The 23,387-nt window shown below is 68.6% G+C and carries 15 protein-coding genes; 10 read left to right on the top strand and 5 right to left on the bottom strand.

Annotated elements, in window-relative coordinates:
- Positions 1 to 92: 92 nt before the first annotated feature.
- The gene (locus ACFVT1_RS23215) at positions 93 to 3,932 is read right to left on the bottom strand and encodes a GH92 family glycosyl hydrolase (RefSeq protein ID WP_389798491.1); all 3,840 of its coding nucleotides are present in this window, start codon (positions 3,930 to 3,932) and stop codon (positions 93 to 95) included.
- 501 nt (positions 3,933 to 4,433) lie between these two features.
- Here ACFVT1_RS23215 and ngcE point away from each other — a divergent pair.
- The 9 genes from ngcE to ACFVT1_RS23260 all read left to right on the top strand — a co-directional run bounded on the left by ngcE (position 4,434) and on the right by ACFVT1_RS23260 (position 16,674).
- Positions 4,434 to 5,882, top strand: a complete 1,449-nt coding sequence (gene ngcE, locus ACFVT1_RS23220; protein ID WP_389798493.1) for an N-acetylglucosamine/diacetylchitobiose ABC transporter substrate-binding protein — start codon at positions 4,434 to 4,436, stop codon at positions 5,880 to 5,882.
- 50 nt (positions 5,883 to 5,932) lie between these two features.
- Positions 5,933 to 6,856 (top strand): sugar ABC transporter permease, encoded by a 924-nt coding sequence (locus ACFVT1_RS23225; protein WP_362209937.1) that lies wholly within the window; start codon positions 5,933 to 5,935, stop codon positions 6,854 to 6,856.
- 91 nt (positions 6,857 to 6,947) lie between these two features.
- A complete protein-coding gene (locus ACFVT1_RS23230; RefSeq protein ID WP_362209940.1) occupies positions 6,948 to 7,865 on the top strand; it encodes a carbohydrate ABC transporter permease in 918 nt (305 codons plus the stop codon).
- Between the two features lie 209 nt (positions 7,866 to 8,074).
- Positions 8,075 to 9,274 carry an ROK family protein gene (locus ACFVT1_RS23235; RefSeq protein WP_389798496.1) on the top strand — a complete coding sequence of 400 codons (1,200 nt, stop codon included), beginning with the start codon at positions 8,075 to 8,077 and terminating at the stop codon, positions 9,272 to 9,274.
- Positions 9,275 to 9,396: 122 nt separating this feature from the next.
- Positions 9,397 to 10,494 carry a substrate-binding domain-containing protein gene (locus tag ACFVT1_RS23240; protein WP_389798498.1) on the top strand — a complete coding sequence of 366 codons (1,098 nt, stop codon included), beginning with the start codon at positions 9,397 to 9,399 and terminating at the stop codon, positions 10,492 to 10,494.
- Positions 10,495 to 10,750: 256 nt separating this feature from the next.
- Positions 10,751 to 11,545 carry an ATP-binding cassette domain-containing protein gene (locus ACFVT1_RS23245; protein ID WP_362209948.1) on the top strand — a complete coding sequence of 265 codons (795 nt, stop codon included), beginning with the start codon at positions 10,751 to 10,753 and terminating at the stop codon, positions 11,543 to 11,545.
- Positions 11,542 to 12,855, top strand: a complete 1,314-nt coding sequence (locus ACFVT1_RS23250; RefSeq protein WP_389798501.1) for a sugar ABC transporter permease — start codon at positions 11,542 to 11,544, stop codon at positions 12,853 to 12,855. Before ACFVT1_RS23245 ends, ACFVT1_RS23250 begins: the two co-directional genes overlap by 4 nt.
- 170 nt (positions 12,856 to 13,025) lie before the next feature.
- Complete coding sequence (gene dxs / locus ACFVT1_RS23255) at positions 13,026 to 14,957, top strand: 1-deoxy-D-xylulose-5-phosphate synthase (RefSeq protein WP_389799103.1); 1,932 nt, start codon at positions 13,026 to 13,028, stop codon at positions 14,955 to 14,957.
- A 205-nt stretch (positions 14,958 to 15,162) separates the two neighbouring features.
- Positions 15,163 to 16,674: an amino acid permease gene (locus ACFVT1_RS23260; RefSeq protein WP_389798503.1), complete on the top strand. Its 1,512-nt coding sequence runs from the start codon at positions 15,163 to 15,165 to the stop codon at positions 16,672 to 16,674.
- 1 nt (position 16,675) lies between these two features.
- Here ACFVT1_RS23260 and ACFVT1_RS23265 read toward each other — a convergent pair whose 3' ends face one another.
- On the bottom strand, positions 16,676 to 17,083 hold the full coding sequence (locus tag ACFVT1_RS23265) for an NTP pyrophosphohydrolase (protein ID WP_389798505.1): 408 nt from the start codon (positions 17,081 to 17,083) through the stop codon (positions 16,676 to 16,678).
- A gap of 39 nt (positions 17,084 to 17,122) precedes the next feature.
- Entirely contained in the window at positions 17,123 to 18,211 is a 1,089-nt protein-coding gene (locus tag ACFVT1_RS23270) for an LCP family protein (protein ID WP_389798507.1), read from the bottom strand.
- A gap of 429 nt (positions 18,212 to 18,640) precedes the next feature.
- Between ACFVT1_RS23270 and ACFVT1_RS23275 the strand changes: the two genes are divergently transcribed.
- Positions 18,641 to 19,684 (top strand): hypothetical protein, encoded by a 1,044-nt coding sequence (locus tag ACFVT1_RS23275; RefSeq protein WP_389798509.1) that lies wholly within the window; start codon positions 18,641 to 18,643, stop codon positions 19,682 to 19,684.
- Between the two features lie 66 nt (positions 19,685 to 19,750).
- Here ACFVT1_RS23275 and ACFVT1_RS23280 read toward each other — a convergent pair whose 3' ends face one another.
- Both ACFVT1_RS23280 and ACFVT1_RS23285 read right to left on the bottom strand, forming a co-directional pair.
- Positions 19,751 to 21,733 (bottom strand): glycosyltransferase, encoded by a 1,983-nt coding sequence (locus ACFVT1_RS23280; protein WP_389798511.1) that lies wholly within the window; start codon positions 21,731 to 21,733, stop codon positions 19,751 to 19,753.
- Entirely contained in the window at positions 21,730 to 23,367 is a 1,638-nt protein-coding gene (locus ACFVT1_RS23285) for a stealth family protein (protein ID WP_389798513.1), read from the bottom strand. Before ACFVT1_RS23285 ends, ACFVT1_RS23280 begins: the two co-directional genes overlap by 4 nt.
- Positions 23,368 to 23,387: the final 20 nt, after the last annotated feature.

The following is a 23,387-nucleotide window of genomic DNA, read 5'->3' on the forward strand; positions in this document are numbered from 1 at the left end:
CGGGGGGGGGGGGGGGGGGCCCTGGTGGGGGGCGGGGGGGGTCCCGGGGGGGGGGGGCCCCCCCCGACGGCCGTGGCGCGGAGAACACCGGATCAGGAGAGCAACTCCAGCTCCGCGAGGGTCCCTTCACCGGCGAATACCAGGCGGTAGTGCGCGTACGGGCCCGGCGCGCTCACCGAGAACACCCTCGTCTGCCTGTCCCAGGCGAACGACTGGCCCGACCGCTTGTCGAGGTCCTTCCATGCCGTGCCGTCCGACGAGCCCTGGAGGACCCAGCCCGTCGGGGCCCTGTCCGCCGCGCTCGACGTCAGCGTGTACTGGACCGCGTCCACGGCCGAGGCCACCGGCAGGTCCACCGAGGCGACCTTCGCCGACGTGGCCGACGTGTTGTCGAACAGGGCGCCGTCGCCCTTCAGTACGTCCGCCTTCGGCGAGGCCACCTGGTCGTCCGTGGTGATCGAGACCGGCGCCGCGTCCTTGCCGGTGCCCCACGACGACGGCTTCGGGCCCATGTCGAAGTCCAGCACCCCGCCCTTGGCCAGCAGGTCGTGCGGCAGTGAGGTCGAGGTCCACTTCCTGCCGTTGACCCTCAGGCCCTGGACGTAGATGTTCTTCGCGCTGTTCTTCGGAGCCCTGACGACGAGGTCGCGGCCGTTCTCCAGGTGGACCGTGGTCTTCTTGAAGAGCGGGGATCCGATGGCGTACTCGCCACTGCCCATGACGAGCGGGTAGAAGCCGAGCGAGGAGAAGAGGTACCAGGCCGACTGCTCGCCGTTGTCCTCGTCGCCGTGGTAGCCCTGGCCGATCCCGCTGCCCGTGTAGAGGCGGCTCAGGACCTCGCGGACCTTCTCCTGTGTCTTCCAGGGCTGCGCGGCCGCGTCGTACATGTAGGCGACGTGGTGTGCGACCTGGTTGCTGTGGCCGTACTGCCCCATCCGTACGTCACGCGCCTCCGTCATCTCGTGGATGACACCGCCGTACGAGCCGACGAACTCGGGGCCGGCCGTCTCCGGCGTGGTGAAGTAGGTGTCGAGCTTCTTCGCCAGGCCGGCGCGCCCGCCGTACAGATTCGCCAGACCCCGGCTGTCCTGCGGGGCCGTGAAGGCGTAGCCCCAGCCGTTGGTCTCCGTGTAGTCGTAGCCCCAGACCCGGGGGTCGTACCGGTCCGACGGGAGCCGCCAGTCGCCCTTGGCGTCCCTGCCCTGAAAGAAGCCGGCCTTGCCGTCGAAGAGGCCGACGTAGTTGCGGGCGCGGTTCAGGAAGTACTCGGACTCCTCCTTGTACCGCTCCTTCTTCGTCTTCCGGTAGAGCGCCCGGCCCATCTGCGCGATGCCGTAGTCGTTGAGGTAGCCCTCCAGCGACCAGGACAGGCCCTCGTGCGTGGCGGTGTTCGCGTAGCCGACGAACGGGGACGTCTCCATGCCTTTGCGGCCGACGCCCGAGGACGGCGGAACCACCGTGGCGTTCTTCAGCGCCGCGTCGTAAGCCGCCTCGGCATCGAACTTCACGCCCTTGACGTAGGCGTCCGCGAACGCGACGTCGGAGGAGGTGCCGGTCATCAGGTCCGAGTAGCCGGGGGACGACCAGCGGGAGATCCAGCCACCGTCCTTGTACTGCTGGACGAAGCCGTCCACCATCTCGCCGGCCCTGTCCGGTGTGAGGAGGGAGTACGCGGGCCACGTCGTCCGGTAGGTGTCCCAGAAGCCGTTGTTGACGTACACCTTGCCGTCGACGATCTTCGCGCCCGTGTGGGTCGGGGTGTCGGAGCCGACCTGCGGGGAGAAGGGGCTCGCGTACTTGTCCTTGCCACCGACCTTCTCGAAGCCCGAGTTCGGGTACAGATACAGCCGGTACAGGCTGGAGTACAGGGTGGTCAGCTGGTCGGCCGTGGCGCCCTCGACCTCCACCTTGCCCAGGATGCCGTCCCAGGCCCGCTGCGCCCGGTCCTCGACCCGGCCGAAGGAACGGGCGGCGGGGATCTCGGCGGCGAGGTTCCGCTTCGCCTGGTCGACGCTGATCAGCGAGGTCGCCAGGCGCAGATCCACCGTGCGGTCCCTGCCCGCGTCGAAGCGGAGGTAGCCCGTGACATCGTCGCCACCGCCGCCGGACAGCTTGCCGCTCGCGGTGACGGGAGCGTCGAAGACGCCGTAGACGAAGAGGCGGGTCGCGCCGGTCGAACCGCCGCTCTTCACGTCGGAGAAACCGGTGAAGGAGCTGGTGCCCGGGTCGAGGGTGAGCCCGCCGTCGTTGGAGACGTTGTCGAAGACGACGCTCGCGTCGTCACCGGGGTAGGTGAACCGCATCCGGGCCGCGTGGTCGGACGGTGTCATCTCCGCCTTGAGGCCGTTGTCGAAGGTGACACCGTAGTAGTGCGGCTTCGCCGTCTCGTTCTCGTGGTGGAACGGCAGCGCGCGCGCCGTGCGTGAGGCGTCCGGGGTGCCGGAGGCCGCCGACGGCATCAGCTGGAAGGTCTGCCGGTCGCCCATCCAGGGGCTCGGCTCGTGGCTGGCGCTGAAGGCCTGGAGCGTGGGCAGGTTGTCGTCGTTGTTGCCGCGCGCGTAGTCGTACAGCCAGCTCGTCGATCCGGCGTTGGTGACCGGCGTCCAGAAGTTGAAGCCGTTGGGGAGCGCGGTGGCGGGGAAGTTGTTGCCGCGCGAGAAGCCACCGCTGGAGTTGGTGCCGCGGACCGTCGACGCGTAGTCGGAGAGGTGCGGGCGGCGCTTCTCGGGTGCCTTCGGGGCGATCTTGATGTCGTCGATCCAGCCCTGGAACTTCGCCGGGCCCTGCGGGGAGTCGTACGCCACCAGAATGCGGTCGACGGTCCTGCCCGCCGCGACCGTGCCGATCGCCGAGTCGACCTTGTTCCACTGGTTGACGTACAGCCGTTTGGCATCGGCCTGACCCTGCGGGGTGAGCAGGCCGCCGTTGCTGTCGGTGGCCCGCAGATCGCTCAGATACGTGCCGTCGGTGAACGCCAGGTCCACCGAGACATGCGTCGCCGGGTACGAGAGGTCCGTCTCGCCCATCTGGGGATAGATCAGATAGGAGAGTGAGGTGTCACGGGTGACAGCCGTGTTCACATCGAAGACCTTGTTGTACGAGTAGGCCCGGCCGTCCGCCTTGTGCGTACCGGCGTACCGCAGGGCCTTGCGGCCCGTGAAGCCCGCGCCCGCCTTGGCGGTGGGGGAGCCGGACGGGCCGCGGTCGGCCTGGCTGCGCATCGAGTCGGGGGCCGGTACCGAGGTGTTGCCGTCGGAGAACTGGACGTCGGCGAGCTGGGTCGCGTCGGAGGCGCCGTTGTTCTTCGTGATCCGCAGGCGGTAGTGCTGGTACGCGGTGTCGGATGTGAAATCGTACGACTTCGTCTGGAACCGCTCGGCGAAGGCCTGGCCGGTCCGGGAGTCCAGGTCCTTCCAGACCTTGCCGTCGGTGGAGCCCTGCAGGGTCCAGTCCTTCGGGTCGCGCTCGGCGTGGTCATTGGCCGACGTCAGCGCGTAGGTCACGACCTCGACCGGTTCGACGAGATCGAACTCGGCCCAGCCGGTGGGGGCGAAGGTCAGCCACTTGGTGCCGGGCTCCCCGTCGATCAGGTTCTCCTTCACCTCCCCGCCACCGGCGTTCTCCCCGTCGGCGCGGACGTCCGTCACCTTGTCGGTGACATTGCCCGGTATTCCTGTGGAGAATCCGCCATCGACACCCGATGACCGCTTCTTTCCGTCAGGGCCTTCTTCGACGGTGTTGCGCCAGTCCGGCTGCTTTTCGTCCGCTTCGAAGGAGGAGCTGAATGTCCGCTCCCCCAAGGGGCCTTGGCCCTTTTCTCCTGTCCGTGCCGACTGCGCGGCGGCCGCGGTGGGGGCGGTCGTGACCAGAACCAGTGAAGCCGCGATCAGCGCGGCCGTACGTCTCTTGCGAGAACCATGTCGGGGCTGCATGCCGAGCGATTCCTCCCGAGGAAGTGCGCCTGGACAACGTTGTCAGGGAGCTGCGCAAGGTCCAGTAGGGAGCCAAGTGCCGGGATGTGTCAAGGGTGTTGGGCGTGAAGCGCCAGCGGAATCGACCGGAATGCGGAAATCGTTACACCCGGATCGGGACGCACGGGGTCCAGGTATCCGCGAGGTCTCAACTCGGGAAAGACTGCTGCTCAAACTTGCATTCGATCTTGCTCAGTCGACCGCAAGTGGACTATACCTGTCGGCGTCTGCACAGCCGTTTCCGGCGACGTGGACAAGGGGGAACGGGGGAGGGCACCAAGGCGGGCACGACAAGTGCATCCGCTGCCCGGCCTCCCGAAACCCCCCACTGCACATGGCTAGCCTGAAATCAGCACTACCCAAGCGCAACTGACCGCGGTGGCGGGGCCCTTCGCCTGAGGCGAATATCGACGGGCGACCGGTACACACCGCCTGAGTCCTGGAGAAGGCGAGGACTTGAGCATGGGATCCACCTCCGCCCACAAGAATGAGGGCCTTGGCCGTCGCGATGTGATCAAGCGATCTGCCGCACTCGGTCTGATCACCGTTCCGACGATGGGCTTCCTGTCGTCGTGTGCGAGCAGCGACAGCGGTGGCGACAAGAAGGTCGAGAAGGGCAAGACCAGCAAGGCGAACCCGCTCGGCGTCAATGAGACGGCCCCCCTCGAGGTGGTCATCTTCGACGGCGGCTTCGGCCAGCAGTACGCGATCGACGCGGAGAAGAAGTACAACGCGGCGTTCCCGAAGGCCCCGAAGGTCAAGCACGTCGCGACCCAGAAGATCCAGTCGCAGCTGCAGCCGCGCTTCAACGGTGGTACCCCGCCGGACCTGATCGACAACTCCGGCGCCGAGCAGATGGACATGGGTGTCCTGGTCGGCAAGAAGCAGCTGCTGGACCTGACACCGCTGATGGACGCCCCGTCCCTCGACGACCCGTCCAAGAAGGTCCGCGACACGCTGCGCCCCGGTGTCCTGGAGATGGGCCAGTTCGACGGCGACCCGGTCTGGATCATGTACTACGCGTACACGGTGTACGGCGTCTGGTACTCGCAGACCGCGCTCGACAACCTCGACGCGCAGTACCCCGAGAACTGGGACGACATGCTCGCCCTCTGCGAGAAGGCGAAGAAGAAGGGCATCGCCGGCTGGACGTACGCCGGCAAGTACCCGTACTACCTGCCGTTCTCGCTCTACCCGTTCATCGCCAAGATCGGTGGCCGGGAGGTTCTCGACAAGATCGACAACCTGGAGCCGAACGCCTGGAAGGACCCCGCGGTCAAGGCGGCGTTCGAGGCGTACTACGAGCTGTACAAGAAGGGGTACATCCTCAAGGGCACCCCCGGCCTGACCCACATCCAGTCGCAGACCGAGTGGACCAAGGGCAAGGCGCTCTTCCTCCCGAACGGCTCGTGGGTGGAGAACGAGGCGGCGCCGACCACGCCCAAGGACTTCAAGATGATGGTCGCGCCGCCGTCCAGCCTGGACTCGTCCGACAAGATGCCGTTCGGCACCATCTGGGCGTCCGGCGGCGAGCCCTTCATCGTCCCGGCCAACGCGAAGAACCCCGAGGGCGGCATGGAGCAGCTGCGCATCATGCTCTCCGAGGAGTCCTCGAAGAACTTCACCAAGCAGGTCAAGTCGCTCAGCGCCTTCAACGGCGGCACCGACGGCCTGACCCTGTCGACCGCCATGCAGTCCGGTGTCGACTCGCTGAAGAAGGCCGGCGACAACGTGGTGAACCCGCGTATGCAGGACTGGTACGTGAAGCTTCAGAAGGAGCAGATCGGTGTCGCCGGTATCGGCGAGATGATGGCCGGCCGCGCGACCCCGGCGGAAGCCATCAAGAAGATCCAGGCCTTCGCCGACGCGGCGGCCAAGGACCAGTCCATCAAGCACTACAAGCACCAGTGAGCAACCGTCACCAGCGGCGGCACCCGCGGAAAGATCGGGGTCGGTAAACGATGCAGCACGGCAAGTACCGTTTCATCGTGGGGTTCTTGGTAGTCCCACTCGCGTTGTACGCGGTCTTCGTCATTTGGCCGTTCATCCAGTCGATCTACTACTCGTTCACGGACTGGACCGGTCTGAGCCCGGACTTCAAGATGGTCGGGTTCGACAACTACACGAGGATGCTGAAGGACGACATCTTCTGGAAGTCGTTGCAGCACAGCGTGCTGCTCGTGCTGCTGCTGCCGCTGGTGACGTTGGGCCTGGCGCTGTTCTTCGCCTTCATGCTCAATGTCGGAGGCCGGCGGCGCAAGAACGCCGCGGTCTCCGGCGTACGCGGCTCGGGGTTCTACAAGATCGCCTACTTCTTCCCGCAGGTGCTGTCGATCGTCATCGTCGCCCTGCTCTTCCAGTTCGCTTTCAATCCCACCAGCGGGATGCTGAATTCGACACTGAAGACGATCGGTCTGGGATCCGTCCAGCCGGACTGGCTCGGCGATCCGAACCTCGCGCTCATCTGCGTCATGTCGGTACTGGTCTGGTCGACGGTCGGATTCTTCGTCGTCCTGTTCTCGGCCGGTATGGCGTCCATCCCGAAGGACTTCTACGAGGCGGCGCTCCTCGACGGCGCCAACCGCTTCACCACGTTCTTCCGGATCACGCTGCCACTGCTCTGGGACACGGTGCAGTCGGGCTGGGTCTACATGGGGATCCTGGCCCTCGGCGTGGAGGCGTTCACCGCCGTACAGGTCATGACCGTCGGCCCGGGTGGTCCCGACTACTCGACCACGGTCCTGCCGCTGTACGTGTACCAGACGGCCTTCCGCGACGGGCAGGCCGGCTACGCGACGACGATCGGTGTCGGACTGCTCGTCGTCACCATGGCTTTCGCCGCCATCGTGATGCGACTGGGCCGGCGCGAGCGGCTGGAGTTCTGATGCTGCGACTCCCGGGAGACGACCCCCGGACCCCCAGCAGGCACCACAGGTCGGTCTCCGTGTCCGGCTCGACAGTACGAGGTGAGTACACGTGAAGACGACTGACACCCCTCCCGCGGTCCCGGCAGCGGACCCGGCCCCGGTCGCCAAGGCGCCCGCACCCGCCGCCAAGGAGAAGAGCAGCGAGGGCCACGTCCTCAATGTCTTCTCGCACGGTGTGCTGATCATCTGGGCGATCCTGGTCGTCATGCCGCTGCTCTGGGCGGTCATGGCGTCGTTCAAGACCGACGACTCGATCCTGTCGACGCCCTGGGCGCTGCCCGACAAACTGCACTTCGAGAACTGGTCCCGCGCCTGGAGCCAGGCGCACATGAGCGACTACTTCTTCAACACGGTCGTGGTGGTGGGCTGCTCGCTCGTCGGCACCCTGCTGCTCGGGTCGATGGCGGCGTACGTCCTGGCGCGGTTCGAGTTTCCCGGCAACCGCTTCATCTACTACCTGTTCATCGGCGGGATGAGCTTCCCGATCATCCTGGCGCTGGTCCCGCTGTTCTTCGTCATGAACAACATGGGCCTGCTGAACACGCGGCACGGGCTGATCCTGGTCTACATCGCGTATTCGCTGCCGTTCACCGTCTTCTTCCTCACCTCGTTCTTCCGGACGCTGCCGAGCTCGGTGGCGGAGGCGGCGATGCTCGACGGGGCCTCGCACAGCCGGACGTTCTTCCAGGTGATGCTGCCGATGGCGAAGCCCGGCCTGATCAGCGTCGGTATCTTCAACTTCCTCGGGCAGTGGAACCAGTACATGCTGCCGACGGTGCTCAACACCGATCCGAACTACCGGGTGCTCTCCCAGGGCCTCGTCGAGCTGGCCACCAGCCAGGGATACAAGGGCGACTGGTCCGGCCTCTTCGCCGGTCTGGTGATGGCGATGCTGCCGGTCCTCGCGGCCTACATCATCTTCCAGCGCCAGGTCGTCGCCGGGCTCACCGCGGGTGCGGTGAAGTAGCACCGGGGAGGCTCCGTACGCCTCTGCACACACGCGAACCGCCCGCCGGCCATCCGCCGGCGGGCGGTTCGCGTGTGCGTGACGGTGCCCCGGACGCGGGCGCCGCGCTCTTCCGAGGCTTCGCATGCTCAAGGTCTTGACGGGGAGTGCCCCAAAACGCTCAGCTTAGAGTTCACATGTTGGAGAAAACGGTAGGAGTGAGAGAGTCGATGGAGACTCCGGGATCGCAGACATCTCTGCATCGCGCCAACCTTGAGCGGGTCGTGCGCGCGGTACGCATGGCGGGCTCACTCACCCAGGCGGAGATCGCACGGAGCACCGGCCTCTCGGCGGCCACCGTCTCCAACATCGTTCGCGAACTGAAGGAAAGCGGCACGGTCGAGGTGACCCCCACCTCGGCGGGCGGACGCCGGGCCCGCAGCGTCTCGCTCAGCGGTGACGCCGGCATCGTGGTCGGCGTCGACTTCGGTCATACGCATCTGAGGGTGGCGATCGGCAACCTCGCCCACCAGGTGCTCGCCGAGGAGTCCGAGCCGATGGATGTCGACGCCTCGGCGGCGGAGGGGTTCGGACGGGCGGAACGGCTGGTCAAACGACTCGTCGAGGCGACCGGGATCAGCCCGGACAAGGTGATCGGGGTCGGCCTCGGTGTTCCCGGCCCGATCGACGTCGAGTCCGGCACGCTGGGCTCCACATCGATCCTGCCGGGCTGGACGGGCATCAACCCCAGCGAGGAGCTCGCGGGCCGGCTCGGTGTGCCGGTGCACGTCGACAACGACGCCAACCTCGGCGCGCTCGGCGAGCTGGTCTGGGGGAGCGGCCGAGGGGTCAGGGACCTCGCGTACATCAAGGTCGCCAGCGGTGTCGGCGCCGGTCTGGTGATCGACGGGCGCATCTACCGGGGGCCGGGCGGCACGGCAGGCGAGATCGGGCACATCACGCTCGACGAATCGGGCCCGGTCTGCCGCTGCGGCAACCGGGGATGCCTGGAGACGTTCACGGCCGCGCGCTACGTCCTGCCGCTGCTCCAGCCCAGTCACGGCCCCGATCTCACCATGGAACGGGTGGTGCGGCTGGCCCGGGAGGGCGACCCGGGCTGCCGGCGGGTGATCGGGGACGTCGGGCGCCACATCGGCAGCGGGGTGGCCAACCTCTGCAATCTCCTCAATCCCAGCCGGGTGGTGCTCGGCGGATCGCTGGCCGAGGCGGGCGAGTTGGTGCTCGCACCGATCCGCGACTCGGTCTCCCGCTACGCCATTCCCAGCGCCGCCCGCCAGCTCTCGGTGCTGCCCGGGGCGCTCGGCGGCCGGGCCGAGGTGTTGGGTGCGCTGGCCCTGGTGCTGAGCGAGATGGGGGATTCAACCCTTTTGGGGAGCACCCTGTCGACGGCGACCCCTGCCTTCACTTAGATAACGAATGGCACCGTTGTCATCTCGTTAAGAATTTACTCCTTGACGCTGACGGCACAGCCGAGTTGACTGCCAGCCACCTCGGCCGCGACGTCGCGGCCTCGTCAGGGAGGCAACCCGTAATGAACGCAACGACGCGACGCATTGTCATAGGCGCGGCCGCACTCTCCATGGCCGTCTCCCTCGCGGCGTGTGGCAAGGCCGGCGACGACAAGGACTCCGGCGGCGGCGGCGACGGCAAGACCATCGGCCTGCTCCTTCCGGAGAACAAGACCACGCGCTACGAGACCTTCGACCGCCCCATCATGGAGGCGAAGATCAAGGCGCTGTGCTCCGACTGCAAGGTCAGTTACAACAACGCCGCGCAGGACACCGAGACCCAGAAGAAGCAGTTCGACGCGCTCGTCACGCAGGGTGTGAAGGTCATCATCCTGGACACCGTCGACTACAAGGCCGCGAAGTCCTGGGTCGAGCAGGCCGCGAAGAAGGACGTCAAGGTCGTTGCGTACGACCGTCTGGCCGAGGGTCCGATCTCCGCCTACGTCTCGTACGACAACGAGAAGATCGGCCAGCTCCAGGGCGAGGCACTGGTCAAGGCGCTCGGCGCCAAGGCCAAGGACAGCAACGTTGTCATGATCAACGGCTCGCCGACCGACCCGAACGCCCCCTTCTTCAAGAGGGGCGCGCACAGCGTCCTCGACAAGCAGGTCAAGAAGGTCGTCTACGAGCAGGACATCCCGGACTGGTCGGCCGACGAGGCCAACAAGAAGATGGGAGCGGCCATCGACTCCCTGGGCAAGAACGGCTTCCAGGGCGTCTACTCCGCCAACGACGGCATGGCCGGCGGCATCATCACCGCCCTGAAGAAGCAGGGCGTGAAGATCCCGGTCGGCGGCCAGGACTCCGAGCTCGCCGGTCTGCAGCGCATCCTCGCGGGCGAGCAGGCCTTCTCGATCTACAAGCAGATCAAGCCGGAGGCCGAGACCACCGCCGAGATCGCCGTCCGGCTGCTCAAGGGCGAGAAGATCGACGACCTGACCCCGGTCAAGGTCGACAGCATCTCCGGCGAGTTCAAGGGCACCCCGTCGAAGCTCTACGACGCCTCGGTCGTGACCAAGGACAACATCGCGTCCACGATCGTCGCGGACAAGGTCTACAAGGTCGAGGAGATCTGCACCGCCCAGTACAAGGCGGCCTGCGACGCCGCCGGCATCAAGTAGTCACCCGCCGGCAGGCGTCCCCCGGTCCGGTCCGGCACCCGCCCCGTCACATGCCCCGCAGCAGGGGCGGGCGCCGGACTTCTCACCGGTTCCGGACTTCTCACGGACCCCGGACCCCCGGTTCCGGACCTCGGCGCACGGTCGTCCCCGGGCGACGGCGCTCCGAGGGCACCCCCCCGGTCGCCCCGGTGGTCCGGCGACCGGCTCCGCCCCAGTGCTCAGCAGTACCATCCCCGCCGGTCAGGCGGCGAAGGAGATGATTCACGTGTCCGCTACGCCCGTGCTGGCGTTGCGCGGAATCTCCAAGCGGTTCGGCGCCGTCCAGGCGCTCACCGATGTGGACCTGGAGATTCGCTCCGGCGAAGTGGTCGCCCTGGTCGGCGACAACGGCGCCGGCAAGTCGACCCTCGTCAAGACCATTTCGGGTGTCCACCCGATCGACGAAGGCGCCATCGAGTGGGAGGGCGAAGCGGTCCGCATCAACCGGCCGAACGACGCCCAGGAGCTCGGAGTCGCCACCGTCTACCAGGACTTGGCGCTCTGCGACAACCTCGATGTCGTCGCCAACCTCTTCCTCGGCAGCGAACTGCGCAAGGCCGCCGTCCTCGACGAGATCGGGATGGAGAAGCGCGCCAAGGAACTGCTCGACACGCTGTCCATCCGGATACCCAGCGTCCGTATCCCGGTCGCCTCGCTCTCCGGCGGTCAGCGCCAGGTCGTGGCCATCGCCCGCGCCCTGATCGGCGACCCCAAGGTCGTCATCCTCGACGAGCCGACCGCCGCCCTCGGCGTCGAGCAGACCGCGCAGGTCCTCGACCTCGTCGAGCGGCTGCGCGAGCGCGGCCACGGCGTCATCCTCATCAGCCACAACATGGCCGACGTGCGCGCCGTCGCCGACAAGGTGGCGGTGCTGCGGCTGGGCCGCAACAACGGGGTCTTCGACGTGGCGACCACGTCCCACGAGGAGATCATCTCCGCGATCACCGGTGCCACGGACAACGCCGTCACGCGCCGTCAGGCCCGCACAGCCACGAAGGAGGACGCGAAGTGAGCGACCTCGCCAAGACCCCCGAAACCGCCACCGACAAGCCCGCCGCGGCGACAACCGAGGCCGAGCCGTCGGCGGCCCCCGTCCCCGCGGTGGACCCGCGCCTGCTCGTCCGCGAGGAGGGCTTCAAGGGTTACTGGTCCGAGTTCACCCGCAAGGTGCGCGGCGGCGAGCTCGGCTCACTGCCGGTCCTCGTCGGCCTGATCGTCATCGCGGTCGTCTTCCAGCTCCAGAACAGCAACTTCCTCTCCGCCAGCTCCATCGCCAACGTCGCCGTCTACAGCTCCGGCCTCGGCATCATGGCGGTCGGCATCGTCTTCGTGCTGGTGCTCGGCGAGATCGACCTGTCCGTCGGCTCGGTCGCCGGTGTCGGCGCGGCCGTCTGGGCCGTGCTCAACGTCAACCACGGCTGGAACGACTGGTCGGCGGTGGTCGCCGCGGTGCTCTCCGGCATGGTGCTCGGCGCGCTGCACGGCTTCTTCTTCGCCAAGATCGGGGTGCCGGCCTTCGTCGTCACCCTGGCAGGTTTCCTCGGCTGGAGCGGTCTGCAGGAGTGGATGATGGGCGGTGAGGGCTCGATCAACACGCCGTCCGGCAGCATCGTCGAGAACCTCACCAACTACTTCTTCGAGGACAAGGCCGTCGCGTACGGTGTCGCCCTGGTCGCCGTCCTCGCCTACGCCGGGTCGCTCCTGCTGGACAGCCGGCGCCGCGGGGCCGCGGGCCTGCCGGCCCGTCCCACCACCGAGGTCCTGCTCCGCACCGGCGTCGTCGCGATCCTGTGCTTCGCCGTCGCGTACGTCCTGAACGAGCCCTCCGGCGCCCGTGGTCTGCCGCTGGCCCTGGTGCTCTTCCTCGCCGTGCTGGTCGTCGCGGACTTCGTGGCCCGCCGGACCACCTTCGGCCGCCAGGTCTTCGCGGTGGGCGGCAACCCGGAGGCCGCGCGCCGCGCCGGCATCAACGTCGACCGGATCCGGATCACCGTCTTCGCGCTCTCCGGAATGCTGGGCGCCTTCGGCGGACTCTTCATCGCCAGCCTCTCCGGCGGAGCCACCAAGAGCGTCGGCGGCGGCAATACGCTGATGCTGGTCATCGCGGCCGCCGTCATCGGCGGCACCAGCCTCTTCGGCGGCCGGGGCAAGGTCTGGTCCGCGCTCCTCGGCATGATCGTGATCCAGTCGATCCAGCAGGGCCTGAACATGATCGGTATGGCGAACGCCATTCAGTACATGATCACCGGCGCGGTTCTGCTGGCCGCCGTGGTCATCGACTCGGTCTCCCGCCGCACCCAGAAGACCGCAGGCCGCGCGTGATATCAGGCCCGCCCGCACCAGTGCCCGGCGCCCGGATCGGGCGCCGGGCACTGCCGGGTGCGGGGAGGGCGTGTGACAGCACACCCCCCGCCCGATGCCTGCCGCGACGTGCGGAACATTAGACTCATCGGATCGGCATGCTCGACCAGCTCAAACGCAAGGAGGAACGGGTGGCTCTGCTGACCCGCATCGGTGGACCGCGTGACCTGGACCGGCTCACTCCCGAGCAGCTGGACCAGCTCGCCGAAGAGATCCGGACCTTCCTCGTCGACGCCGTTTCGAAGACCGGTGGCCATCTCGGTCCCAACCTGGGCGTGGTCGAGCTGACCATCGCCCTGCACCGCGTCTTCGATTCGCCGAAGGACAAGGTGCTGTTCGACACCGGTCACCAGAGCTATGTGCACAAGCTCCTCACCGGTCGCCAGGACTTCTCGAAGCTCAAGAGCAAGGGCGGCCTCTCCGGCTACCCCTCCCGCGCGGAGTCCGAGCACGACGTCATCGAGAACTCGCACGCCTCCACCGTGCTCGGCTGGGCCGACGGCCTCGCCAAGGCCAACGAGGTGCTGGGCAAGGACGACCACGTCGTCGCGGTCATCGGTGACGGCGCGCTCACCGGCGGCATGGCCTGGGAGGCGCTGAACAACATCGCCGCCGCCAAGGACCGCCCGCTCGTCATCGTCGTCAACGACAACGAGCGCTCCTACGCGCCGACCATCGGCGGCCTGGCCAACCACCTCGCGACACTGCGCACCACCGACGGCTACGAGCGCTTCCTGGCCCGCGGCAAGGACCTCCTGGAGCGCACCCCCGTCGTCGGGCGGCCGCTGTACGAGACGCTGCACGGCGCCAAGAAGGGGCTGAAGGACTTCATCGCCCCGCAGGGCATGTTCGAGGACCTCGGCCTGAAGTACGTCGGCCCGATCGACGGCCATGACATCGAGGCCCTGGAGTCCGCGCTCCAGCGCGCCAAGCGCTTCGGCGGCCCGGTCATCGTGCACTGCCTCACCGAGAAGGGCCGCGGCTACACCCCCGCCCTGCTCGACGAGGCCGACCGCTTCCACGCCGTCGGCAAGATCCACCCCGACACCGGCCTGCCGGTCGCCACCTCGGGGCTCGACTGGACCTCCGTCTTCGGCGAGGAGATGGTCAAGCTCGGCAAGGAGCGCAAGGACATCGTCGCGATCACCGCGGCCATGCTCCAGCCGGTCGGCCTGACCAAGTTCGAGAAGGCGTTCCCCGACCGGATCTACGACGTCGGCATCGCCGAGCAGCACGGCGCGGTCTCCGCGGCCGGCCTCGCCACCGGCGGACTGCACCCCGTCTTCGCGGTGTACGCCACCTTCCTCAACCGCGCCTTCGACCAGGTCCTGATGGACGTCGCGCTGCACAGGTGCGGGGTGACCTTCGTCCTCGACCGGGCCGGTGTCACCGGCACCGACGGCGCCTCGCACAACGGCATGTGGGACATGTCGATCCTGCAGTGCGTGCCCACGCTCCGGATCGCCGCCCCGCGCGACGCCGACCAGGTCCGTGCCCAGCTGCGGGAGGCCGTCGAGGTCGACGACGCGCCGACCGTGGTGCGCTTCTCCAAGGGCGCGGTCGGTCCGGCGGTCAAGGCCGTCGGCAGGGTCGGTGGCATGGACGTCCTGCGCGAGCCGGACGCCGCCCGGCCGGACGTCCTCCTCGTCTCCGTCGGCGCGCTCGCCCCGATGTGCCTGGAGATCGCCGATCTGCTGGACGCCCAGGGCATCTCGACGACCGTCGTCGACCCGCGCTGGGTCAAGCCGGTCGACGAGGCCATGGCCCCGCTCGCCGAGCGGCACCGGGTCGTCGTCACCGTCGAGGACAACAGCAGGGCGGGCGGCGTCGGTTCCGCCGTCGCCCAGGCGCTGCGCGACGCCGGGGTCGACGTACCGCTGCGTGACTTCGGCATTCCGCCCCGCTTCCTGGACCACGCCTCCCGCAAGGAGGTACTGGCCGAGATCGGGCTGACCGCCCCGGACATCGCCCGCCAGGTCACCGGCCTGGTGGCCAAGCTGGACGGCCGCTACGAGACGGGCGCGGACGACAGCTCCGTGATCGTCGAGCCCGTCCGGGACTGACCGGAGGGCCCGGGTCCGGGCGGTCTCGGGGCCGCGGGGCCACGGGTCCGTACGAGCGAACCGCGCTACGGCCGATGGGCCGGTCGGGCCACCCTGTACGGGTGGCCCGACCGGCCCATTCGCGTGAAATCGCCCAGTGTGTGGCCCTTTGCGGTATATGTGGTCCCAATCATGGCGTACACGACGAGTGCGTGGAGGTACGCCGGTGACTGCCCAGCAGGACACACCACCCAGCAGCGACGGACTGTTCCGGACCAAGACGGTCGAACAGTCCATCCGCGACACCGAGGAGCCGGAGCACGCGCTCAAGAAGTCCCTCTCCGCGCTGGACCTCACGGTCTTCGGAGTGGGCGTCATCATCGGCACCGGCATCTTCGTGCTCACCGGCAAGGTGGCCAAGGAGACCGCCGGCCCCGCCACCGCCCTCGCCTTCGTGGCCGCGGCCATCGTCTGCGGCCTGGCCGCGCTCTGTTACGCCGAGTTCGCCTCCACCGTCCCCGTCGCCGGTTCCGCGTACACCTTCGCGTACGCCTCGCTCGGCGAACTCGTCGCCTGGATCATCGGCTGGGACCTGGTGCTGGAGTTCGCGCTCGGCACGGCGGTGGTGGCGGTCGGCTGGTCCGGCTATGTCCGCTCGCTGCTGGACAGCTTCGGCTGGACCATGCCCGGCGTGCTCTCCGGAACCGATGTGGCGAAAGGATTCGGCTTCGACATCCTCGCCTTCGTCCTGGTGCTCGTCCTGACCGTCGTCCTGGTGCTCGGCATGAAGCTCTCGGCCCGGGTCACGACGATCGTCGTCGCCATCAAGGTCGCCGTGGTCCTGATCGTGATCGTCGCGGGACTGTTCTTCGTCAAGGCCGCCAACTACTCGCCGTTCATCCCCGAGGCGCAGCCGCAGCCCTCCGGATCCGGGCTGACCGCGCCCCTGGTCCAGCTGATGTTCGGCTACGCGCCCACGAACTTCGGCGTCATGGGCATCTTCACCGCCGCCTCCGTCGTCTTCTTCGCCTTCATCGGCTTCGACGTGGTGGCCACCGCCGCCGAGGAGACGAAGGTTCCGCAACGTGACATGCCACGTGGCATCCTCGCCTCGCTCTTCATCTGCACCCTGCTCTACGTCGCCGTGTCCCTGGTGGTCACGGGCATGGAGCACTACTCCGACCTGTCCGTCGAGGCCCCGCTGGCCGATGCCTTCAAGGCGGTCGGCCATCCCGTCTACGCCGGATTCATCAGCTTCGGCGCCGCGATCGGCCTCACCTCGGTCTGCCTGATCCTGCTGCTCGGGCAGACCCGGGTGTTCTTCGCGATGAGCCGCGACGGGCTGCTCCCGCGGTTCTTCTCCGTGACGCACCCCCGCTTCCGCACCCCGTACCGCCCGACCATCCTGCTCGGCGTGGTCATCGCGATCGTCGCGGGCTTCACGAGCATCAACGAACTGGCGACGCTGGTGAACATCGGCACGCTCTTCGCGTTCGTCGTCGTCGCCCTGGGCGTTCTGGTACTGCGCCGCACCCGCCCCGATCTGCACCGCGCGTTCCGCACCCCGTGGGTGCCGCTGCTCCCGATCCTCTCGGTGGCCGCCTCGGTGTGGCTGATGCTCAACCTGCCGGCCGAGACCTGGCTGCGGTTCGCCGTCTGGATGATCCTCGGCGTGATCATCTACTTCGTGTACGGGCGCAGCCACAGCAGGATCGGCCGGCCCGTCGGCCGGCCGTAGCTCAGCCGCTGCGCGGCGGCAGCGGCCGTACCGCACGAGGGCCCGCGCACCGAGCCCCGTACGCCGCCACCCGCCGCCGCAGCTCCCGGTCCGCGGTGACCACGGCACAGGTGCGGTCCGGCGTACGGGACAGGGCGGCGGCGACCAGTTCCACGATCAGGTCGTCACCGCTTCCGGGCGCCGGCTCCACCCGCACCCCGGGAACCGATTCGACCCCCCGGGCCGCACCTTCGACGACCAGGACCAGCTCGACGGGACCGGGCAGGGCCTCCAGACCGGCCACGGCGAACGGGACCAGCGAGTCCCGCAGCCGTACCGCCGCCCCACGCCGGTCCCGCCACCATCCGTCCGGTACCGACCCGACCACATTGGCCGCGTCGACGATCACCAGGGCCGGTTCGCTCCGCATCCTCGAAGGGTGCCATGCGCCGGCCGCAGCCGGAGTCCGTCAGCCGCCGGCGGCAGGGGACTTCTTCGCGGACTCCGGGATCGAGGCGTCCTCGCGGATGGCCTTCCACAACGTTCCGGCCTGCGGCTGCGCCGCCACCACCCGGTTCGGATCGGCCTTGTCGTACGCCACCGGAAGCATGATCGTCTCCATCGTGGCCGGATCGACGCCCTGCATGGAGCGGGCGAACTTCGAGAGCGACGTCAGCGAGGCGAGACCGTCGTCGGTCGTCAGCGACTTGGTCGCCGAGTTGGCTATCCGGTACGTGTTCGTCGGGCTGCTCAGCAGGTTCTGCGACTTGACCTCGCTCAGCAGCGCCAGCAGGAACTGCTGCTGCAGCCCGATCCGGCCGAGGTCGCTGCCGTCCCCGATGCCGTGCCGGGTGCGCACGTACGCGAGCGACTGCGTGCCGTCGAGCTTGTGCGGCCCCTTGGTGAGGTCGAGGCCGGACGATGTGTCGTGGATGTCCTGCGGGACGTCGACGGTGACGCCGCCGATCGCGTCGACCAGGTCCTTGAACCCGGCGAAGTTGATCTCCAGGTAGTGGTCGATCCGGACCCCGGACATCTTCTCCACGGTCTTGACCACGCAGGCCGGCCCGACCTGCGAGTACACCGAGTTGAACATCACGCGGTCCGCCGACCCCACCGCGGAGCCGTCGGCCTTGGTGCACTCGGGCCGGGTCACCAGGGTGTCACGGGGTATGGACACGGCGACGGCCTTGGTGCGGCCCTCGGGGATGTGCACCACCATCGCGGTGTCGGACCGGGCACCGCTGATGTCGCCGCCACCGCCGAGCTTCTTGTTCTCCGCGCCCGCCCGCGAGTCGGAGCCCAGAACCAGCAGGTTCTGACCGCTCGTCGGCAGCTTCTCGGGGCGGTCGTCGCCGAGCGCCTTGTCGATGTCGACGCCCTTGATGTTCCCGTCGAGGCTGCTGTAGAGCCAGTAGACGGTGCCACCGGCCGCGAGCAGCAGGACGAGCAGGACACCAAGGGTGATCTTGAGGCCGCGGCGGCGCTTGCGGGGAACCCGTCTTGACTGACGGTCATGGGATATGTGTGATCCGGTGCCAGTGGTCTGATCTGTCATGGATTTGTCTGGTTCTTCCGTCGGGACACGCCTGAATGCGTGCGGGAGGAGAGGAATGGGCAACGGGCGGGCCATACGTGCCGAAGTCGCTCCGTGGGGTACCGCGCTTCTGCCCGGGCATGATTCGTGCCTCAAAGTCGCATTGTGCGACAGGAATCACCCAGAAATCGCCCCCTGTCGAGTAGTATTGTGACATCTGTTGTTGCTGCTATGGCGAAACCGGACGCTCGACAGAGGCACATGGGGACTCCGACCAACGCCGTTCGGCACCGGAGAAGGCATTCAGCGGAGAACGGTCGGGGAACGATGAGTTTGCGTACGGGGCGTAGGCGTGCCGCAGTTCGTTCCGGGAGGGGCCCTGCCGATCCGGTCCAGCAGGCCGCGGTGGCGCCGGAGGCGCCGGCGGCGGCACCGCCGAGGGCCGACTGGTTGATCCCCGCGCCCGACGGCCGTCTCACCGCGTACGCCCCGGCCCGGACCGGAGGTGTCGTCCGCTGGACGGAGGCGCCCGGGGGCCGCGACGGCTGGACGGCGGCCGAATGCCTGCTTCCCGACGACCGGCTGCTCCCGTACCTCTCCGTGGCGCACGGCTCGACCGGCTTCGTCGACCTGTTCTCCCTGCGACGCAAGGGCCACGGCCCCCAGGCACCCGTCGAGATCGTGTACGCCTCCCAGTACCAGACCGGCCGTCCGATGACCGGCTGGCACACGATCGGCAACCCCCACGGCAACGACGCCGAGCAGGCGGCGGCCATCGGCGCGCCCGTCGCCGTTGCCGACGGCAGCGACGCACTCCATGTCTTCGTCCGCAATGCCGCCGGGGGCGTCTCCACCCGCAGGCGTGACCCCAAAGGCGTGTGGGGCAAGTGGACGGCCATGCCGTGCAAGCGGGTGCGGGAGGGGCTGTCCGCCGTCGTCACGCGTTCCGGTCGCATCGAACTCTTCATGCCCGCCGACAAGGGGGTGTACGTCTGGCGTCAGGAGGCCCCGGGGGGCCTGTTGGACCGCGCCCCGAACCTGGTCTTCATCGCCCGGCCCGACACGGCCTGCGGCACCGAGTCCTACGAGGGCAGGATCACCCACTTCTGGCGTGACGAGGAGTCCGGCGAGGTGGTCGCCCACCGCCTGCCGGCAGCGGGCGCCCCGGATGCCCTGCCCGCCCCGCTGGGCGGGCACTCGGGCCGCGGCCCCCTCGCCCTCGCCCGGTGCCTCGTCGACGGCTACGACTGCACCGTGCTGGCCCAGCGGGAGGAAGCCGGCACCCTTGCCCTCACCGCCTACCCGACCGAGCTGGAGTCCGCCGGAGCCTGGTGGGCGGACACCCGCGAACCCTGCGAGGGCACACCGGCGCTCGCCCTGGACCGGAACGGGCGGCTGGTCGTCGCGATCATCGGCCGGGACGGCCGGCTGAACGTCACCAGGCAACGCACCGACCAGCAGGGAATGGCGCTGGAGGGCTGGCAGCGGCTGTGAGCCGCTGCCGGTGATCCGTGTGCGGCGCCCCCGGCCCGCTGTTCCGGTCATGTCCACCTGCCGCCGTCACTCGGCCTTTTCGGAGACCCGGACGGACAGCTCCGTACCGGCCGTGTAGTACGGCTTCACCATGACCGGCTGACCCTCGTCGGTGGGCACGACCACGGTGGGATAGGCGAACACACTCTTCACGTCCACCACATCCGTCAGGAAGCGGCCCAGCCGCGCCACGACCGGGTCGTGGCGCCGGCCGACCCACAGGTCCCACAGTTCGTGCCGGGACACCAGATGCTCGGACAGATCGGACGCGGGCAGCGAGAAGGAGAAGTCCGCGCCGCCCGAGGAGACACCGGGCAGCCAGAAACCCGACTCCTCGACACCGCGCCTGCGCATCAGCAGCAGGGGCTCCGCAGTGCCGAAGTCGGAGCCGTAGAGCAGACCCCGCAGATGCACGACCCCTTGGTCGACCCAGACCTCGGTCGCCTCGGCGTGGCGCTCCCGGGTCCAGGTACGCAGCGCGAGATGGCCGCTCTCGGAGGCGTAGGGAAGCTGCACCACGGTGTACGCGGGGCCGGTGGCCACCGGGCCGAAGCCGCGCAGATCCAGGGTTCCTGGCCGCACCTTGGCCGGTTTGCCCTCCCCGGTGTCCAGATGGACGTCCCAGCGGCCCTCCGTGAGGACACCCGGGTCCGACGGGACGAGGGCCTCGTACCGATGGGGCGCGGCCCCCTCGGCCGGCGCCAGCGGCAGCGTGACGGGCTGTTCGCCGCGCGCCGCCTTCCGCTTGCGCAGTACCAGGCACAGGTCGTCGCGGCCGTCCCGCACACCCTCCAGGCGCAGGCCGATCAGCCCGCTCGGCGCCACCGAGCAGGAGACGGTGACCTCGGCGGCGGGCCGGGCCTCCCGGCGGGTCCTGCGGGCCGCTCTGATGACACTCTCGAACCGTCCCGCCGAGACCTCCGGACCGTAGGCACGGGCATCCTCCCGTGCTTGGTGGCCCAGCGCGGCGCGTGCCGGGTCGTCCTCGACGAGGCGCAGCAGCGCGGCGGCGAACGCGTCGACGTCGTCCACCGGTGTGAGCAGTCCGTTGATCTCGTGGCGGACGATCTCCGGCGGCCCGCCCGGACAGGCGGTGGAGACGACGGGCACCCCGCACCGCATGGCCTCGGCCAGCGCCAGACCGAAGGACTCCCGGTCCGACGTCACGGCGGCGATGGCGGCCGCGGCCCACTGAGCCTCCAGCCGAGGCTCCTCCATCATCAGGAACACATGGTTGTACAGCTCCAGTTCGGCCACCAGGGCCCGGAGCTGACCGTACTCCGGGCCGGTCCCGAAGATCCGCAACTGCCAGTCCGGATGGTGCCCCACGACCCGTGCGAACGCCTGGATGAGCAGGTCGAAACGTTTCTCCGGAACCAGTCGCCCGGCCGCCATCACCACCCGCGACCGTCCGTCGGCGGGACGCACCCGGGGATCCGGCACACAGTCGGGATGGACATGGACCGTGATGTCGCCCGCCAGCCCCGCCCGGGTGACCGCCGCCGCCTCGTCGGCGCTCGGCACCACCACCGCGTCGAGCCTGCCCAGCCCGGCCCACGCGCGGCTCTGCTCCTGGGCGGAGAGCACGGTGCTCAGCTTGTGCAACTGGCCCAGGCGCAGCGCCCGCGGCCGGCCCCAGCGCGCGACATAGGCGGCCAGTTCGAGGCTGGTGCCGACGATCACCTGCGCCTGGCTCGCCCGCAGGTGCTCCTCGACCTTGTCGTCCGTCAACTGGCTGTAGCGCCAGGACATCTCCTGCGTACGCGGAATGATCCGGGACGGGGTGAGCCTGCGCACATCTTGCTTGTCCGGACGACGGCCCTCGCGCAGATCGAGCAGGGGGACGATCCGTACCCCGTGGGCGGGAGCGATGGCGGGACGGTCGAGCCAGCGGAACACCGAGACCACCCGGACCTCGTGCGTATCGGCGAGCGCGGCCGCGAGGTTGAGCACGGCGCGGGTCGAGCCGTCCGCGGCGTAGGCGTTCTGAACCAGGAATTCGATCTTCATCGCGGCGCCGCGGTTTTCTCGTACGGGCTCGGAAGCGGAAAGTACGCCTCGAAGAAGGGGTGGATCAGAGCTTCCTGATCGGCCACATCGTCCTCCGTGGTGAAGGAATCGTTCACACAGAAGACCGCCGCGTCACGCCGCTTGAGCAACCGGTCCAGTTTCTTGGAGAGCTGGACCATCGAGAGATGGAGATAGGCGTACGGAATGGTGTCGGGCACCCCGCGCCCCGTGAAGTAGGAGTAGTACGGATACATGCAGGTGCCGACGTCGATATCGGTCCGGCTGCGGAATCGCGCGGCCGCGGTTGCCCGGAACACCTCAGCGAACTCCCGCTCCATCTCCTCCAGCACACTGCGCCGCAGCGGCACGGGGGTGTGCTTCATCGCATCGATGATGGTGCGGCCGAACCGGTCCTCCAGCAGCGCCCGGACGTTCTTGCGGGCCACCTCGTGCGGCAGGTCCTCCGGCTGAACCGGTCCCATGGGGATGCGGACGCTGTCCGGGTAGTACTTGGACGCCCCGTTGGGCAGGAAGAACTCGTGCGGGGTGATCGGCCGGCCGACGAACACATCGTCGTTGAAGTGGATGAAGTGCTCCGAAAGCCCCGGCACCCGGTGCAACTGGGCGCTGATGGCGTGGGAGTTGAAGACCGGAAGCCGGCTGGTCTCGCGGAAGATCTCCCGGTGCGAGACCACGGTGATGCCTTCGGCCGTCTCATCGAGCCACCGGGGGACCTGGTCGTCGGTGACCAGGAAGATGTGCCGCACCCAGGGCGCGTACATGTGGAGCGAGCGCATCGAGTAGAGCAGCTCGTCACGGTTGATGTAGCGCCCGGCGCTCGCCGATTCCTCGTGGAAGACGTCGCCCGTGGCCTCGGCGCGGCGGCGCTGCCAGGCCGGGTCGTCGCTGTCCACCCAGGTGTAGACGACATCGATGGGGAAGGTGATCTCGTCGGCGCCGGTGCAGACGAACTCCTGCCGGGTCGGCAGCCCGCTCCGTTCTGGCTTCCGGCCCCAGCGGCGCTGCTTGTGCGGGGCGTCCTCCTGCGGTGGGGCGAGGCGGGAGAAGCGGTGCGGCGAGACGAGCGTCATCTCGCCGTGTGCGGGCAGGAAGCTCGCACCCCGGTTGATCCGCGGCGGCAGCAGCCGCCCCTCCTCCTCCCGCCAGAACTCGATGTCGCAGCCGTACTCGGTGCCGTACACCAGCTCACCCGACGGATCGGCCTGGAACCAGACGGCACGCAGCACGTCGACGGTCTCCAGCCCCTGCCAGGACGCCTCGCGGGATCCGAGGTGCAGCAACTCGCCGGTGCGCTGGACGGGCACCTTGCGCTGGATGTACCCGGGGCTCCTCCTGAAGAGCGACGGCAGCGTCTGGGCGACCCGCCCCCGGTCGGTGTCCCGGACGCCGATCGCGGACGAGGTGTCCTCGGTTCCGGGCACCACGAAGTGCTCGACGCCGGCCTGGGTCAGCGCCGCGGAGACCAGCGACAGGTGCTGGGCGCGGACCGCGAGCGGCGTGAGGCCGGGCTGCACGTGCGCCAGACGGCGGTGCATGCCGACAGGTACCTCGTGCAGCCCCGGCGGCAACGGGTGCTGCGGACGGGCGGCAGCGGCGTTGATCGGGTGGATCACCGAATTCTCCAGTACATCAG

It is taken from the genome of Streptomyces sp. NPDC057963 (assembly GCF_042887155.1).
Lineage (GTDB): Bacteria > Actinomycetota > Actinomycetes > Streptomycetales > Streptomycetaceae > Streptomyces.